We start from the raw sequence: 17,311 nt of genomic DNA on the forward strand, positions 1-17,311 counted from the left end.
TTTCAAAGCGAGTGCAAAAGTAAAAACTTATTTCGAATTAGCAAAACTTTTTTAGAAAATATTTTTTCTTATTTTTTCACTAAGCCCCGTCTTTACTGAAGCGGACCGCAAAGATACTACCTTATTTTTTACTTATCCAAATTTATTTTCGTAAATTTTTTAAAGTTTATTTCAAGTAATTCTTGCTTCTCTTTTTGTGTATGATCGTCTGCCTCTAGAGTCGCTATCACTTCTCTAATGCGGATGCAAAAGTAGTATCTTTTCCTTTACTTCCAAACTTATCTTTGAATTATTTTCAAGGTTTTTAAAAACTATTTCTTAACTATCTATTATATCACCTTTTACAAGTAAAAGTTTTTTTATCTTTTTTTAAAAGTTATTGCGCTATGGCATCCCTATACTATATATACGTAAGGCTGGATAGTGAAATGTATTTAATATTGTACTCTATTATATATAGGAGTAAATATTGAGAATATCCCTTGTTATGACCTTTCTAGCGATTTATACATACTATACTACCTTATATAGAGGTGTTATATCTTCCTTTTTATAATATCTATACGTATAGAGTCCTGTTTTTTTAAAGAAAACACCGCTATAAAGTAGCTATTACCTTGTTTTAAAGAAAAATAGATGTAGTTTTTTTATTCTCACTTTGAGTAAAAAACACAGTAATCAACTGTTTATCAACCACTAACAAATATTACTACTATTTTCTACCTAAATAACCAACTCTTCCCTACCCCTTAGATAATCTCTGTTCACACCCTTTTCTTCAACACCTCTTCAACATTTCTACAAGATTACTCTACCTGAGCACCTGTTTATTGAAGCAATATTGAACAGATATTGTAGCACTCTTGAACAAGACTAATTAAAGTACAGCAACAAAAAAGCCCTAGACTGTATAAGCCAGGGCTGTAGATGAATATAAAACTATTCTAAACTTTTATCTAATTGTAATCGTGCAGTTAGACAGATCTTCTATTATTGCTAAAGATTCTACTCTTACTCCTTGATCTTCTATTAACTTGCGTCCGTCTTGAAATGCTTTTTCTATAATGAATCCCATTCCTACTAAATTAGCACCAGACTGTTTTATTAAATCTAGTACTCCTAAAGCGGCATTACCATACGCTAAAAAGTCATCTACAAATAAAACATTGTCTGTAGGCTGAAGAAAATCATTACTGATAACTACATCATACGTTCTATCCTTAGTAAAAGAGTGTATCTGTGTATGTAACATATTCTCCATTGTGCTAGGTTTTTTCTTCTTAGCAAATACCACAGGAAGGTTTAACAAATATCCTGTCATAATAGCTGGAGCAATCCCACTAGCCTCAATAGTCATAATTTTATTCACATTAGTTCCTGCAAATCTTCTTACGAATTCTACTCCAATAGATTTCATTAGTACAGGATCCATCTGATGATTGATAAAACTGTCTACTTTTAAAATACCTCCTTCAAAACATCTTCCATCTTGCAAAATTCTCTCTCTTAATAATTCCATATATGTTGTGTTGTATAATTATAAAATGAAAAGGACGACTAACTTCCTTTGAAAATTGCAAGCGAATTTACGCATAATCCTTTTATCCCTATCCTAGTTCCCTTAAATTCTTTACTCAAGCTAAAAAAAACAGCTTCTATTCTTATATTAGTTTACACCATCGTCTTAAAACTACGTCTTAACACAAAAATCACAACAATAAAAATAGCCCAGTCAATCAAAGCACTTGCCCAATAAATACCATTAATCCCAAAAATACGGGGCACAACTAACATAATAGGAACATACAAAACTAGCTGTCTAAAAAGCGCAACCAAACTAGCTGGCTTCGCATTCTCTACAGATGGAAACCAAACCATGCCCATAAATATAGCTGGCAACACCAACAAAACACTCATATAGACACGAAAATTTATCAATTGGTCTATTGAGAATAATTGATTCGGTATCATTAAGGATAAAACATCCTGAGGAAAAAACATTACTAAACACCAGAAGGGTAATAATAGCCCTACTCCAGTCCAAGTAAATAACACATACGATCGCTTAGTACGAACATAATTCTGGACACCATAATTCATCCCTGCTACTGGCTGAAGTGCACGCATCAGTCCAAACATAGGAGTACATAATAATAAGTAAAAACGATTGACAGCTGTAAAAAAGGTAATATCACTATCTGTGCCATACTTAGACAAGGCATTAAAAATAACAATATTCTGAATAACAACCATCACCATCATAATCATAGCAGGCATTCCTAACTTAATAATAAGCTGAGTAATTACTTTATCATTAAAAATTGACCAAATATTAGTCTTAAAAGATGATTTAGAAAAATGATAATAGCCAATACCTAAAATAGTGTAAACAATCATAGATACATTAGTAGCCCAAGCTGCGCCAACGACCCCTCCCCCTAATGTAGAAATAAAAATAGGCTTAAGTGCAATATCAATTATTAATCCAATCGCTATCATCAGAGCCGCAACCTTCATCTTTCCTTCTGCTCGAATCATCATATTCAACGCTAAACCATGTACCCAAAAGAAAGTACCTAATAGAATAACCTTATAATACTGAGAAGCTAAAATAGCTATCTCACCTCTACCTCCCATTAAATAGATAAGCTCATCCGCAAAAATATAGGCTGGAAACATAAAAACTACAGAGAATAAAATACTAAGAAAATTAACTGAGCCTAAACATCTAGCCAAATTACTCTGATCATCTGCTCCAATCCAAATACTAATAGCGGCACCTGCACCCGTACCTATAAGACTACCGATAGCCTGCCCTATCTGTGCTAATGGAAAAGCTATCCCTACAGCTGCCAATGCTGTATCATTAATCAGGTGCCCTACAAAGACACCGTCTAAAAAGTTATTTAGCCCAAACAAGACCATCGCTATAATAGCTGGCCAAGACATCTGCCACATCACATTAGGCAAGCTGCCTTTTAAAATCAATTGTTTCTGTTTATCCATATTTATAAGTGAATGATTTAATAATTCTTACTTAATAAACATTACAAACAGGGATAAAAGAAGTATTCTCTTTACAGCTTAGTTGCTTTTAAAATAACAAATGGACGCACAACAGATTGTCCCAATTTATTAGTTGTATTCTCCATATACTGCCATTGCTCTATATTATAGAATCCAATATTAGTTAATAAACGAATAAGCCACTCTGTCTTATGAAAATGAAAAACTTCTTCTGTGGCGAAAGTTTGTTTTAGAGCAAAGTCCTTCTGAATATATGATAACGTCAATTGTCCTTCTGAACGTAAAATACGATATATCTCTTGAAAGTATTTATTTGGCTCTTCCCAAAAATAAATAGTGTTGATAGAAAAGAAAATGTCAAAAGATTTGTCTTCAAAATCCATTCTCCCAGCATCGTTTCCTAAAGATAACTTGACTTTATCTTCTTTTATCAATTCTTTATTGAATTCTGTTGCTTCACTTAGCATCACATCAGACAGCTCAATGCCTTCATAACTCAAGTTCTTTTCTCTAGAGAATAGATATGGTACATGACGACCATTGCCAAATCCTAATTCTAGAATATGCATCCCTGCTTTAATGTTTAAGCGGTCAATAGTTTTATAAATCATATTGCTATTGGAAGCATACATCCTATTTCCAACTCTTACTCCATCATCTCCACTAGGACATCTAAGCTGTTTTGCTAATTCAATATTATCCATTGGCTCCATATACTATAAATTTTGACCAAATATAACTATTTAGAATTAATCTTAATAATTATATTTGTGCAAATTTCATTCATCTAATTAAAATAGTTGTTACCTTAAAAGGAGTAAACTTTACGCAAAACGGATTATTATGGAAATGATCATTAAGGACATTAGTACAAAACAAATCTTACTAGAGAAAAGATATCGCTCTTTATACTCAAATATGGGTAATCTAGAGAAGTGTAAAACAATACATGTACAAAATGACATAGTAGAAAGTAAAGTAACTGAATATTATAATCAGAATTCTATTTTATGCTTTGGGGTGATGAATATAAAAAAGGATATCTCTATAGAGATGTATACAGATGAACCTTTCTATGAAATGCACTTTTGTCTAAACGGAAGATCTGATTTTAACTCCGCTTATAATCATGTAAAATTTAATAGAAATCAACACAACCTATATCTACAAAAAGAACTACAAGGTACTTTTAAACAAAATGAAAATAGTAATGAATACCTTGAAGTGCTGTTCACTCAAGATCATGTCAACTCTATAATCAAAGAATATGAAGGTCTAGTACCTCCTATCCATAAAACCAAGAAGCAATTATTCCAAAATAATGCTTTAGTAACTACAGAGATAAAAACAATTCTTACTGAAATCTATAATACAAATAGAACAGGTGTTATGAAACAATTATACCTAGATATAAAATGTAAAGAATTACTCCTGTTACAATTCGAGCAATACATACATTCAAATTCCAATAAAGGATTAACTAAAATATCTATAACAGATAAGCAAAAACTTGAAGAAGCTAAAAAACTCATTGAACAAAACTATCAAGATCCTCTAAGTTTATCACAACTTGCGCTTGAAGTAGGATTAAATGACTATAAACTCAAAAAAGGATTTAGAGAGATCTACAATACTACAGTATTTGGTTATGTATATCAATTAAGAATGGAATACGCTCATAAATTATTGCGCAACACAACAATACCTATTAAGGAAATAGCACACTATTGTGGATATGAGTATGTACAACACTTCACTTCTGCATTTAAACGTATGTACCAAACTACACCTGCTAAATACAGGAATACTTAGAATTTATTTTTCAAAGGTCTTATTAAATTCTTTTTAAAAGCTCTAATCTCCTTTTTAGGGTATGGTAGCTTAGTTATATCAATATCTCTTACGCCATGAGCTTTAACCATAATCTCAAGGAGAGTTATTTTAGCTCTTCCATCTTCTTGTGTGATCACGAACTTAATTAAATCAGAGTCATAATAAACACTATCTTTATTCACATCTCCCATATCTAGTAATTTACCGAGTATATATTGATCATTTAGTTCATAATGTATCAAATTATTAACCGAGTCAATTACAATAGCCCTTTGGACAGGAGTAATTTTCTTATTCCACTCCTGTACTTTTTCTACTTGAACTTCATTCAATTTTTGAATCAGTTCTCTCTTCGTACCTTTAAAATAATACTTCTCATTTTGAATCGGATAAAAAGTAGATACTTTTGGAATCTGAGAAGTTGCCATAAAAGAAAAGATAGAAAGATAAATCACTCCTGCTTTAACACCGCGATATGACCTATGGATAGTTATCTTATTAAATACATAATAAGATAACAATACACTGACTAAAGCCACATAATCAGTATAATCAACTACTCGTCCTATAGATAATCCAACACCATTAAGCCACGATAAGACAGGGGTAGATAATGAACTTTTAAACCATATAAAAATTAACACTGTACTAATATGAATACCTCTAGTGTATTTTGGTAAAAAGGCAGACCAAAAAAATGGGAAGATAAATAGTCCTGTAAAATCTGATAGTTTGCCCGTTATCACATTAGAAAACTGTTCTTTCATCCAAAAATCATTACACAGAAGCAAGGCTAAGCATAGTAAGAAAAGAGGATGTAGAATCTTATTAGACTGTGTAACTAAAGGCATAATGAACAGATTAAAAACTTAAAAGTAATAAAAAAACCCCAAGAGCGACAATCTTGGGGTTTTCTAACAAAAATAAACTAACAACTCAATAAACAACAAATACTTGAAGTACTGTATGATTACATTGAATCACATACATAACCTGCGACAACAAATAGTTATGTAATATTTTAAATTACCTTAATAGGCTATATTCAAATCTTGGGTATCCACGTTCTCCTTTTTCGTTCATAAAGCTCAATACACGCATCTTATAATAGTTGCCTTTTGAATCTTTAATTACGTAAAAGATATTAGTGAATAATTTTTTATCATTCGCTACATCTCTCCACGTACCCCCTATAGTACGTAAGTCTAAAGACAGTGCTCCTTTATCTACATCAGCTAAAGAGAAATTCTTATACATTGTTTTATCTTTCTCAGGTATTGTAACTTTATAAGCAGTAACACCAGCATATCTGTTATTCACAATAAAATCAGAATAACCATAAGAACCTTTAGGATCTCCGTTTTGATCAACCGTATTTGTAAATACAGTGAAGTTTAAATCCCACTTTTGTTTAGTCGGTTCAACATTAACAATCTTATTAGTGTCAAAACTAAAGAAAACAAAGTTATAAGCTAAGTTCTTTTCTATATAAACCTCTCTATGCGTACTATCGTTTAAATCTGCATATTGTAATAGATACCCTTGCTCTTTTCTTAAGATTCTAATCTTTTGCCACCCTCTACTATCACCTGTCACATTTACAGAACCTGCAGCCACATTAGTAGTACCAGGCTTAAAACCTAAATTTACTAAATAAACTTTATTTTCATCAGCATTAAGCTTAATTTCCTTTATTGCAGTAGCATTTAAATCCCCTATAGGAGCATCAATATAAGCTACATTCGCTGGATCAAATGTCCCAATCTGTACTTGAGTTTTTAGGCTCGTTACATCACTTTCTCTCACCTTATCAATATCTATACTTGATAAAGCACTTGTGGCCATATATATCGAACCGTTTAACTTTACTCTAAATTCTTTATCAGAATAAAAAGCTAAATCCCAAGAATCACGTTGCACTGGATACATTGCTTTTCCCCCTAAATCTACATATACTTGTTTTGGTTGACTAGGTCCACCAATAGCTGGCATTAAAAGCCCTCCTATCGCAGTATCAAAACTAACCACCATTACATTATATCCTTGTATCTTAGGTTCTTTAACTGAATAATTAACCTTTATGATATCAAATTGAACTGTTTTGTCAGATCGATCATAAGGATAGATTAGATTATTGAATACAAAATTTACTTTTCGATCACCTTTAGCAAAAGGAATAGTTAACACACCAGCTTTAGCGCTTGGAATGGTGTTGTAATCTATATCATATCTAGCATTTACTTCAGAAACCCTCATTTCTATACTACCCGCTTCAGCTGCAGGTTCTGAAAAAACCACACTAAGTTCTTTTTTATCTATAATCTCTCCGTAACTAATTGATTGTTCTTCATAAGCTACAATAAAATCTCTTGTGTCATTATTACCATTCTTAGAATCCTTTTCACATGAAATCATCATAAAAAAAGATACAATAAATATGCTAATATGTAATAAACGTCTCATCATCATTAAAAACCTAATTTATATTGTAATTTCACAAAGAAACTTCTTCCATACCCTAACGGTTGTGAAGGAGAAGAAGAGCTATGTGCAGTACCAGAACTAGTAGTTGATGTTAAATCTTTAACGTCAAATATATTTCTCACTCCTAATGTAGCAAATAACATATTCTTAAAGAAAGGCTGGCGCACACTGAAATCCATCCAAGAATAACTTTCTTGTTTTCCTTTTATATAATACTCACCAAAAAGATCTGACTCCATCTTATAACGATACTCTTCTCCATTAAATTTATAGTATAAAGAAAACATCGTTCCTGTAGTTGGCAATTTATAACTAACATTAGCTGTCACTTCAGGAGTATATAAGAACTTATCCGTATCACTAGGCGCACCATATATTTGCTGAGCAGCTCCTGAATAGGTAAAACCAAGACCTACATCTAATGTTTTCCAACGCAATTGATTCAAAAATGTTACCCCTATATTTCTATAACGATTAACATTGTGATACTTATATTTAAGACCTGATGGATCAACAATCTGTATAACATCTATTTTATCTTGTACATTCAAAAAACGTCCAGTCAAACTACTACTAAATTCAATATCATCACTAAACTCAGCTGTTTTTTTTATATTCAGAAAGAACGTCTTCCCTTTCTCAGGGCTCAAATTTGGATTACCTTGTAAGTCATGATTCACATCTACAAAATATGTATACAACTCTTCATAATTAGGCAAACGAGGCGATGTCCCAACAGTCGCACGAATTTCATAATCATTTGGTAATACATATTTAAGCATTAAGCTCATAGCATGTTGACTATCAAAAGTATTTGATGTCATTAAGCGATATCCAGGGCGAATCATGAAGTTAGACAAAACATCAATCTCTGATGACGCATAAAAATCATAACTTCCTAAAGATTTACTTTGAGGAGATTCACCTAACGATTCACTCATTAATGAATATCCCTTGCTATTAGCTACTTCATATCCAACTTGGAATCTAGCTCTCTCCCATTTAATAAAATCACTAAAAGTTCCTCTAGAAAAGAAAACCTCTCTACTCTCGCTTTTGTAGGAATTTCTATCAAACTTCTCATCATACTTTATTCTATATCTATAGAAATCAATCTCCCTTTCCTGTTTTTGATAAGTAAATGACAAATCGAAACGAAAAAGATTCTGAAAATTTCCTGAAGTATTTAGAACGTTAGACCATCTTTTTGTATTTGTAATACGATCTTTTGCAATAGGATCAATCGTTTCGAAAACAGGATCTTCATTTATTTCAAAAGTCTTATTGTAATCCTTCATTCTCTCATCAAAGTATTCAAACTTATAAAATACACGATAAGACTTATGATGATAGTTTAAAAGAGCCTTTACATTATTTTGATTCTTTGGTAGCCATTCATGTCCTCTCTTATCTTCATCACCATAATAAGTAAAACCTTCTCTCTTATTAAACCATCCTTTAAAATCATTATGAGTATAACTAACACTTGCATATAAATTGTCATTTATATTATGTCCTATCGTTAACCCTTGAATATGCTTTCCTTTATTCTTTAAATTATATTCATCACCAACAGTCTCTTCTTGTGTAAAGAAATTCACATTCCAATCATGAATATTATTTTTCTTAGTAATGATATTTATAATTCCTGTTACTGCATTGGCACCATAGTCAACCCCCATCGCTCCCTCTACAATTTCTACTTGTTCAATATCATCTAAGTTAATCTGAGTTAGATCGGTATTATTACCAAATCCCTCATCAGAAATCATAGGTACATTATCGATTAATATTGTAAAATACTGAGCATCTAAACCAAACATCTTCACAGTAGATCTACCTGTACCTGCATTGGGTAATATAGATATATTCATTACTTGATTTAATGCGTCAGCTAAAGTTACTGCCCCTAAATTTTCTAAACGTTGTCTATTCAGAACTGTTACATTATTAACAGCTTTATTTATAGATTGTGGACTATATTGTCCAGAGATAACAATTTCTCCAAGATTAGCATTGGGTGGCGTTATAGTATCTTGTACTTGAGCAAAAGTAAATGCTGGAATCGCACAAAAAGCACTCAGTACAAATATGGTATTACGCTTCATTTATTCGTTTTATTTTTTATTTAGATGATTTCTTGATTGCAAAGATAGAAAAATATCTTATTTAAATTCATTTTAAATAATTATTTTATAAATAAAAAAACGAAGCTATTGCTTCGTTTTCAGTATATCACAATAAACATCTGTCTACTTCTTAGGTAAAAATACCTCTGCCATCATACAGCGAGCACTTCCTCCACCACAAGCTTCAATAGTATCTAAACTACTGTGTAGGATTGGACAATGCTTTTCTATTGCTTTTATTTGATTAGCATCTAAACTATTATAAGCTTGCGTTGACATCACTAAATAACGCTGATCATCTTTTCCTCTTACTTGAAGCATATTACCAGCAAAGTTATTGACCTGTTCTTCCGTAATAGTAATCACCTCTTTTCCAGAACTTTTCAAACTATTAAGTACACTTTTTTTCTCTTGTTTATCATCGATACAATCAGCACAAATAACAGCAAAAGTTTCAGCTAAACACATCATTACATTAGTATGATAAATATGCTTTCTCTCTCCATCTACAGTCTGAAAAGCTTCAAATATAACAGGATCATTTTCAAATTCTTCACAAAACTCAATAACTAGTCCTTCATCGGCACGAGGCGATAAAGCACAGTATGTTTTTTCATTAGTTCTATCAAGTAACAAACTACCTGTACCTTCTAAAAATAACTCGTCTTCTTCTGCGGAAGTATAATCCCAGATATCAGTAATTTCAAACCCTTTATCTTCTAATAAATCTAAAATATCTTCTCTTCTTTCTAATCTGCGATTCTCCGCAAACATCGGATAAAGAACAACTTCTCCACTTTCGTGAAAAGAAATCCAGTTATTTGGAAAAATACTATCAGGAGTATCCGGATCTACAGTATCTTCTACTACAATAACATCAACACCCACAGCTCTTAGCTTTTCTACAAAGGCATCGAACTCTTGTTGTGCTTTAGCATTAACCGTCTCAGGAGTGGTATTATCAAGAACTTTTTGGTAGTAATTATTTACAGCCGTTTGTTCATTCATGCGAAACGCCACAGGGCGAATCATCAAAATTGTATTCGTAGTTTGGTTCATATCTAATATATTAATCACGTATCAAAGGTAATGTAGAACATCTTAATAATCCCTCTTGTTTAGCAATCTCTGCATAAGGTATTTCTTCTACAACAAAGTTATTTTCTCTTAACCAATTATTTAATCTTGTAAAATTACGTTCAGAGACAATAACTTCAGGACTAATCGAAAATACATTCGAAAACATATGATACATTTCTTCTCTTTCTATGTGAAATAAGTTGTCTTTACCGAAAATTTCTACTAATTGATAGTACTCTTTTTCATCATAAAAACCACCTTTATAAATTATCCCTTTATCATTTCCGATTGGTTGAAAACAACAATCCAAATGTAATGCATTATCGCGTGGCTCAGTCTTAGACTTAACCAAATCAAAAGACAAAACTGTTTTATTTGGGAATAATTCTTTTATAAAATCAACTCCTAGTTGATTTGTTCTTGCGGTAATATAATTTTTATAATCTGGACGCTTATAGCTACCTATAAAAATATAATCATTCCAAGGCATTACATCTCCTCCTTCAAAGTGTACTTCTTCTGGAGCAGAGATTATAGATGCAGGATCAATCTGATCTAACACATACTGTATTGCATGTAATTCACGATCTCTATCTGGAAGGATATTCGCTTTAATGAATTTATCTTCAATAACAAATCCAATATCACGAGTAAAAATTTGATTGTAATCTTCTATGATTTCAGGTCTATAGACCTTAACATCATACTTCTCGAATACTTTATTAAAAGCATCCATCTCTTGAATCATATCTGATTCTACAGGGTAAGTACCTGCTTTTATATGTTCTAACGACTTAGGATCGTAAGCTTCTTCTACTGTAGGTGTGGGTCCGATACTATTAGCAGTACCTAGGACCACGGCCCGCAATCTCGAGGTTTCATTCTTAACGTTTAACTTAAGCATAAATATTGATTTTCCACAAATATAACAAAATACTCTCTACTTAATTCTTTAGAAAACAAAAAAGGCACCCTAATTAAGGGTGCCTTTTAAACATATAAAAAAATATTATTTTCTATCTTTCATAGGAACAAATGTTCTTAAAGCTTCACCAACATATAACTGTCTAGGTCTTCCGATTGGTTCTTTATTAATTCTCATTTCTTTCCACTGTGCAATCCATCCTGGCAGACGTCCAATAGCAAACATCACTGTAAACATTTCTGTAGGAATACCTAAAGCTCTGTAAATAATTCCTGAGTAGAAATCAACATTAGGGTACAAATGTCTTTCTACGAAATAAGGATCTTTAAGCGCTGCTTCTTCTAATTTTTTAGCAATATCTAAAACAGGATCATCAACACCTAGTTTTCCTAATACTTCATCAGCTGCTTTTTTAATGATTCTAGCTCTTGGGTCAAAGTTTTTATAAACTCTATGTCCGAATCCCATTAGACGGAATGAGTCATCTTTATCTTTAGCTTTATTTAGATATTTCTCTACATCACCACCGTCATTTTGAATTGCTTCAAGCATTTCTAATACAGCTTGATTAGCTCCACCATGAAGTGGCCCCCATAAAGCAGAAACACCAGCAGAAACAGATGCAAACAATCCAGCATGAGAAGAACCTACCATACGTACTGTAGATGTAGAACAGTTTTGTTCATGATCAGCATGTAAAATAAATAACTTATCAATTGCATTTTTAATGATTGGATCGATTTCATAAGGTTCGGTTGGCAAAGCAAACATTAATCTTAAGAAGTTATCCACATAACTCTTAGTGTTATCGTAATAATTTAAAGGATATCCCTTAGCTTTTCTATATGTCCAAGTTGCTATTACTAAGAACTTACTCATTGTCTTACATACAGCCTCATACAATGACTTTGAACAATCAGCATCTACTACTTTTGGATTAAATGCAGTTAAAGCACTAGTCAAAGAAGCTAACACTCCCATAGGGTGTGCAGTCTTAGGAAAACCGTCAATGATATTTTTCATTTCTTCATTTACTAATGAATACTTTCTAATATCATTCTCAAATTTCTCAATTTGCTCTTGAGTTGGTAGTTCTCCGAAGATAATCAAATAAGAAACTTCTAAGAAGTTAGAATATTCTGCTAATTCTTCAATAGAATATCCTCTATATCTCAAGATTCCTTCTTCTCCATCTAAGAATGTAATTGCACTCTTGCATGCACCAGAATTTTTATAACCTGGGTCATAAGTAATAGCTCCAGTTAAAGCACGTAATTTCAACACATCAATTGCTACTTCATTCTCAGTACCAACTAATACAGGAAACTCATGTCTTTTACCGTCAACCTCTATATAAGCTGTTTTAGACATATTGTTATTATTTTATTTTTTTTACAAGTTTTACTCACTACTAGCATACATATTCTAGTAATTTTTCAGTAGGAAAGATAGGAATTATTATGCATACATACAAGTCATATTCATAAACTAATCATTAAAAATGAACAAAAAACCTCATTTTAGAGACTATCAAAACGAATGAAAAAATAAGATACTCTAAATAATCATAAACACATCATAATAGTTAAAAAAAAGAATTATTCACAATACATTAATTTAAGAATATAGTTCAACTCCACTATAACTATACCAAAAAACAAAAAAGCGGTAGATATGTAAGTATATCTACCGCTTTTTTACTTATAAAAGAACTATCTTTTAACTTTAAAAGCATTCCCTTGAGGGTAGTAAGCTATATCACCTAATTCTTCCTCTATTCTTAACAACTGATTATACTTAGCCATACGATCAGATCTTGATGCAGAACCAGTTTTAATTTGTCCACAATTCAATGCTACAGCTAAATCAGCAATTGTACTATCTTCAGTTTCACCAGAACGGTGAGACATAACAGACGTAAATCCAGCATTTTTAGCCATATTAACAGCAGCTATTGTCTCTGTAAGTGTTCCTATTTGATTTACTTTAATCAAAATAGAGTTACCTATACCTTCATTAACACCACGCTCTAGTCTAGCTACATTAGTAACAAATAAATCATCACCTACTAACTGAACTTTATCACCTATCTTATCAGTTAAATACTTCCAACCATCCCAATCATCTTCATACATACCATCTTCAATAGAAATTATTGGGTATTTCTCCACTAACTCAGCTAAGTAATCCGCTTGCTCTTGAGAGCTACGTACTTTACCTAATTCTCCTTCGAACTTAGTGTAATCATATTTACCATCTACATAAAACTCAGAAGCAGCACAGTCTAAAGCAATCATAATCTCATCACCAAATCTATAACCTGCATTCTCAACTGCTAACTTAATAGAATCAAGAGCATCTTCAGTACCTTTTAATGTAGGAGCAAATCCACCTTCATCACCTACTGCCGTACTTAATCCTCTCTCATGTAAAACTTTTTTCAAATGATGGAATATCTCAGTTCCCATTTGCATAGCATGCGTAAAAGTTATTGCTTTTACAGGCATGATCATAAACTCTTGAAATGCAATAGGAGCATCAGAGTGAGACCCTCCATTAATAATATTCATCATTGGAACAGGTAGCGTATTTGCAGAAACACCACCTACATAACGATATAATGGCATTCTTAACTCATTTGCTGCCGCTTTAGCTACAGCTAAAGAAACACCTAAAATAGCATTGGCTCCTAAATTTCCTTTATTACTAGTACCATCTAATTCAATCATCAATTGGTCAATAGTATTCTGTTCGAAAACACTAACACCTACGATGTGCTCAGCAATTATGTTATTTACGTTATCAACAGCTTTTAATACCCCTTTTCCTAAAAAAGCTTTACCGCCATCGCGTAATTCTACTGCTTCGTGCTCACCTGTAGAAGCTCCAGATGGAACTGCAGCTCGGCCTAACATACCACTTTCAGTAATAACATCTACTTCTACTGTAGGATTCCCTCTAGAATCTAATATCTGACGTGCATGCACACTAATAATTGTACTCATAAATTGTGTCTTAAAATTTAGTATAAACAAATTTACAACTTTAATTGAACTTACTTAATACAGATAAGAAATAAAGTTTATATATAACGAAAGGAACTACACAGTAGCTCCTTTATTATTTTTTATATTCTCAACAAATTCATCAAATAAATATCTTGAATCATGAGGTCCAGGACTAGATTCAGGATGGTATTGTACAGAAAAAACATTCTTATTTTTCATCTTCATACCAGCTACCGTACCATCATTTAAATGTAAATGTGTCAGTTCAAGATTAGGATGTTTACTCAACTCTTCTTTATTAATCGCAAATCCATGATTCTGTGAAGTAATCTCACCTTGAGTAGATTTTAAATTCATAACAGGATGATTTACGCCACGATGTCCACTAAACATCTTGAAAGTACTCACACCTTGAGATAATCCAATCAACTGATGTCCTAAACAAATACCAAAAACTGGAAGTCCAGAATCTATAACTTTATTAACTGTGTCAAGAACTCCTAATTTTGCTAAAGCTTGTGGATCACCAGGTCCGTTAGATAGAAAATATCCATCAGCACTAAATGCAACTAACTCATCATAAGAAACATTGTATGGAAATACCTTAACATAACAATCTCTCTCTTCGAAACAACGTAATATATTAGTTTTAATACCAAAATCAATTGCCGCAATCTTATGAGATGCATTAGAATTACCAAAGTAGTAAGCCTCTTTAGTAGATACTTTAGAAGACAACTCAAGTCCTTCCATAGAAGGAACACTCTCTAACATCACTTTTAACTCCTCAATTGATTTACCGTCTGTTGAAATAATAGCATTCATAGCACCATTATCTCTAATATGAGCAGTAAGAGCACGTGTATCAACATCAGAAATAGCTATAAGGTTAGCCTTTTCTAAATAAGTCAATAAATCTGATTCTGAATTTGGACGCGAATGATAATAACTAAAGTTTTTACAAACTAAACCAGAAATCTTAATTCCATCAGAATCAACTTCATCAACATTAACCCCATAATTACCTATATGAGCTGTTGTTGACAACATGATTTGACCAAAGTAAGAAGGATCTGTAAAGATTTCTTGATAACCTGTCATTCCAGTGTTAAAACAAATCTCTCCGTATGCTGTACCTTCTACACCAACCGACTTACCAAAAAAAACAGTTCCATCTTTTAAAACCAAAACTGCCTTCTTTCTTTCTGAATATTCCATTGTATTGTTGTGTTGTATTAATTTTTAGCAAAAATAAAAAAAAAAGGACATCCTTATAAAGAATGTCCTTAATATTATAAATAACAAAAATAAATTTTGTTGATACTATTCATTAGTTTCAGCTTCATTAGAAGTTGCCTCAGTCGCAGGAGCTTCAGCAGCTTTCTTTTTACCTCTACGAGTTGAAGATTTTTTAGCCTCTTTTTTAGCAACATTGTATAATTCGTTGAAATCAACGAACTCAATCATAGCCATATCAGCGTTATCTCCTAAACGATTACCTAATTTAATAATACGAGTATATCCACCTGGACGATCTCCTACTTTTTGAGCTACTTCTCTAAATAGTTCAGTAACTGCGTCTTTGTCTCTCAAATAAGAGAAAACAACACGACGGTTATGAGTATCGTCAGTTTTAGCTTTAGTTACTAATGGCTCAATAAACTGCTTTAAAGCTTTAGCTTTAGCTACAGTAGTATTGATACGCTTGTGCTCAATTAAAGAACAAGCCATATTAGCAAGCATAGAATTTCTATGTCCTGCTTTTCTACCTAAGTGATTTATTTTCTTTCCGTGTCTCATTTCTTACTAGAATTTAGACTTTACAGTCTAGTTTATTCTTTATCTAATTTGTATTTTGATAGATCCATCCCGAAATTAAGTCCCTTAACAGCCACTAACTCTTCTAATTCAGATAAAGACTTCTTACCGAAGTTTCTAAATTTCATCAAGTCGTTTTTGTTAAATGACACTAAGTCTCCTAATGTATCTACTTCAGCCGCTTTCAAACAATTCAATGCTCTAACTGAAAGATCTAAATCAACTAGTTTAGTTTTTAGAAGCTGTCTCATATGAAGAGATTCCTCATCATAAGATTCAGTTTGTGCAATCTCATCTGCCTCTAATGTAATTCTCTCATCTGAGAATAACATAAAGTGGTGTATTAATGTTTTTGCAGCTTCAGTTAACGCATCTTTTGGATGAATAGAACCATCGGTAATGATATCAAAAACTAACTTCTCATAGTCAGTTTTTTGCTCAACACGATAGTTTTCGATAGCATACTTAACGTTCTTAACTGGAGTATAAATTGAGTCAGTAAAGATAGTACCAATAGGAGCATTAGGTTTTCTATTCTCTTCAGCTGGTACATAACCTCTTCCCTTCTCAATAGTAAGATCCATATTAATAGTTACATTACTATCCATATTACAGATAACTAATTCTGGATTCAGAATCTGGAAACTAGAAATGAATTTCTGGAAATCACCTGCAGTCAACTGTTCTTTACCAGAGAAAGAGATACTAACAGTTTCATTATCAACATCTTCAATTTGACGTTTAAAACGAACTTGTTTTAGGTTAAGAATGATTTCAGTAACATCCTCAACTACACCAGCGATAGTAGAAAACTCATGATCTACTCCTTCAATACGAACTGAAGTAATTGCATATCCTTCAAGAGAAGAAAGAAGAACTCTTCTTAATGCATTACCTATTGTCAATCCATATCCCGGTTCTAAAGGTCTAAATTCGAATTTGCCTTTAAAATCGGTCGAATCAATCATGATAACTTTATCGGGCTTTTGAAAATTAAATATTGCCAT

At 32.2% G+C, this 17,311-nt stretch carries 14 protein-coding genes; 1 reads left to right on the forward strand and 13 read right to left on the reverse strand.

Going from position 1 to position 17,311, the window contains the following annotated elements:
* Positions 1-952: 952 nt before the first annotated feature.
* From xpt to AABL85_RS03620, 3 genes are all read right to left on the reverse strand, one after another.
* Positions 953-1,519: a xanthine phosphoribosyltransferase gene (gene xpt, locus AABL85_RS03610; RefSeq protein ID WP_286417764.1), complete on the reverse strand. Its 567-nt coding sequence runs from the start codon at positions 1,517-1,519 to the stop codon at positions 953-955.
* Between the two features lie 152 nt (positions 1,520-1,671).
* Positions 1,672-3,006, reverse strand: a complete 1,335-nt coding sequence (locus tag AABL85_RS03615) for an MATE family efflux transporter (RefSeq protein WP_341309250.1) — start codon at positions 3,004-3,006, stop codon at positions 1,672-1,674.
* 71 nt (positions 3,007-3,077) lie between these two features.
* Positions 3,078-3,740, reverse strand: a complete 663-nt coding sequence (locus tag AABL85_RS03620) for a class I SAM-dependent methyltransferase (RefSeq protein ID WP_341309251.1) — start codon at positions 3,738-3,740, stop codon at positions 3,078-3,080.
* Positions 3,741-3,870: 130 nt separating this feature from the next.
* Here AABL85_RS03620 and AABL85_RS03625 point away from each other — a divergent pair, with 130 nt between their 5' ends.
* On the forward strand, positions 3,871-4,839 hold the full coding sequence (locus AABL85_RS03625; protein ID WP_341309252.1) for an AraC family transcriptional regulator: 969 nt from the start codon (positions 3,871-3,873) through the stop codon (positions 4,837-4,839).
* Here AABL85_RS03625 and AABL85_RS03630 read toward each other — a convergent pair.
* The 10 genes from AABL85_RS03630 to AABL85_RS03675 form a co-directional block, all read right to left on the reverse strand.
* The gene (locus AABL85_RS03630) at positions 4,836-5,711 is read right to left on the reverse strand and encodes a hypothetical protein (protein ID WP_341309253.1); all 876 of its coding nucleotides are present in this window, start codon (positions 5,709-5,711) and stop codon (positions 4,836-4,838) included. The genes AABL85_RS03625 and AABL85_RS03630 overlap by 4 nt on opposite strands.
* A gap of 175 nt (positions 5,712-5,886) precedes the next feature.
* Complete coding sequence (locus tag AABL85_RS03635; RefSeq protein ID WP_341309254.1) at positions 5,887-7,278, reverse strand: HmuY family protein; 1,392 nt, start codon at positions 7,276-7,278, stop codon at positions 5,887-5,889.
* A 50-nt stretch (positions 7,279-7,328) separates the two neighbouring features.
* Complete coding sequence (locus AABL85_RS03640) at positions 7,329-9,452, reverse strand: TonB-dependent receptor plug domain-containing protein (protein WP_341309255.1); 2,124 nt, start codon at positions 9,450-9,452, stop codon at positions 7,329-7,331.
* A gap of 144 nt (positions 9,453-9,596) precedes the next feature.
* Entirely contained in the window at positions 9,597-10,532 is a 936-nt protein-coding gene (ctlX, locus tag AABL85_RS03645) for a citrulline utilization hydrolase CtlX (RefSeq protein ID WP_341309256.1), read from the reverse strand.
* Between the two features lie 10 nt (positions 10,533-10,542).
* The gene (locus tag AABL85_RS03650; protein ID WP_286415828.1) at positions 10,543-11,457 is read right to left on the reverse strand and encodes a dimethylarginine dimethylaminohydrolase family protein; all 915 of its coding nucleotides are present in this window, start codon (positions 11,455-11,457) and stop codon (positions 10,543-10,545) included.
* Between the two features lie 105 nt (positions 11,458-11,562).
* Complete coding sequence (locus AABL85_RS03655) at positions 11,563-12,849, reverse strand: citrate synthase (protein WP_006259467.1); 1,287 nt, start codon at positions 12,847-12,849, stop codon at positions 11,563-11,565.
* Between the two features lie 341 nt (positions 12,850-13,190).
* Positions 13,191-14,483 carry a phosphopyruvate hydratase gene (eno, locus tag AABL85_RS03660; protein WP_286415826.1) on the reverse strand — a complete coding sequence of 431 codons (1,293 nt, stop codon included), beginning with the start codon at positions 14,481-14,483 and terminating at the stop codon, positions 13,191-13,193.
* 96 nt (positions 14,484-14,579) lie between these two features.
* The gene (gene carA, locus AABL85_RS03665; protein WP_341309257.1) at positions 14,580-15,704 is read right to left on the reverse strand and encodes a glutamine-hydrolyzing carbamoyl-phosphate synthase small subunit; all 1,125 of its coding nucleotides are present in this window, start codon (positions 15,702-15,704) and stop codon (positions 14,580-14,582) included.
* 105 nt (positions 15,705-15,809) lie between these two features.
* Positions 15,810-16,286: a 50S ribosomal protein L17 gene (rplQ, locus tag AABL85_RS03670; protein WP_006259470.1), complete on the reverse strand. Its 477-nt coding sequence runs from the start codon at positions 16,284-16,286 to the stop codon at positions 15,810-15,812.
* 32 nt (positions 16,287-16,318) lie between these two features.
* The gene (locus AABL85_RS03675; RefSeq protein WP_006259471.1) at positions 16,319-17,311 is read right to left on the reverse strand and encodes a DNA-directed RNA polymerase subunit alpha; all 993 of its coding nucleotides are present in this window, start codon (positions 17,309-17,311) and stop codon (positions 16,319-16,321) included.

The sequence above is a fragment of the Myroides odoratimimus genome, from assembly GCF_038039805.1.
In the GTDB taxonomy this organism is placed as follows: Bacteria; Bacteroidota; Bacteroidia; order Flavobacteriales; family Flavobacteriaceae; genus Flavobacterium; species Flavobacterium odoratimimum_B.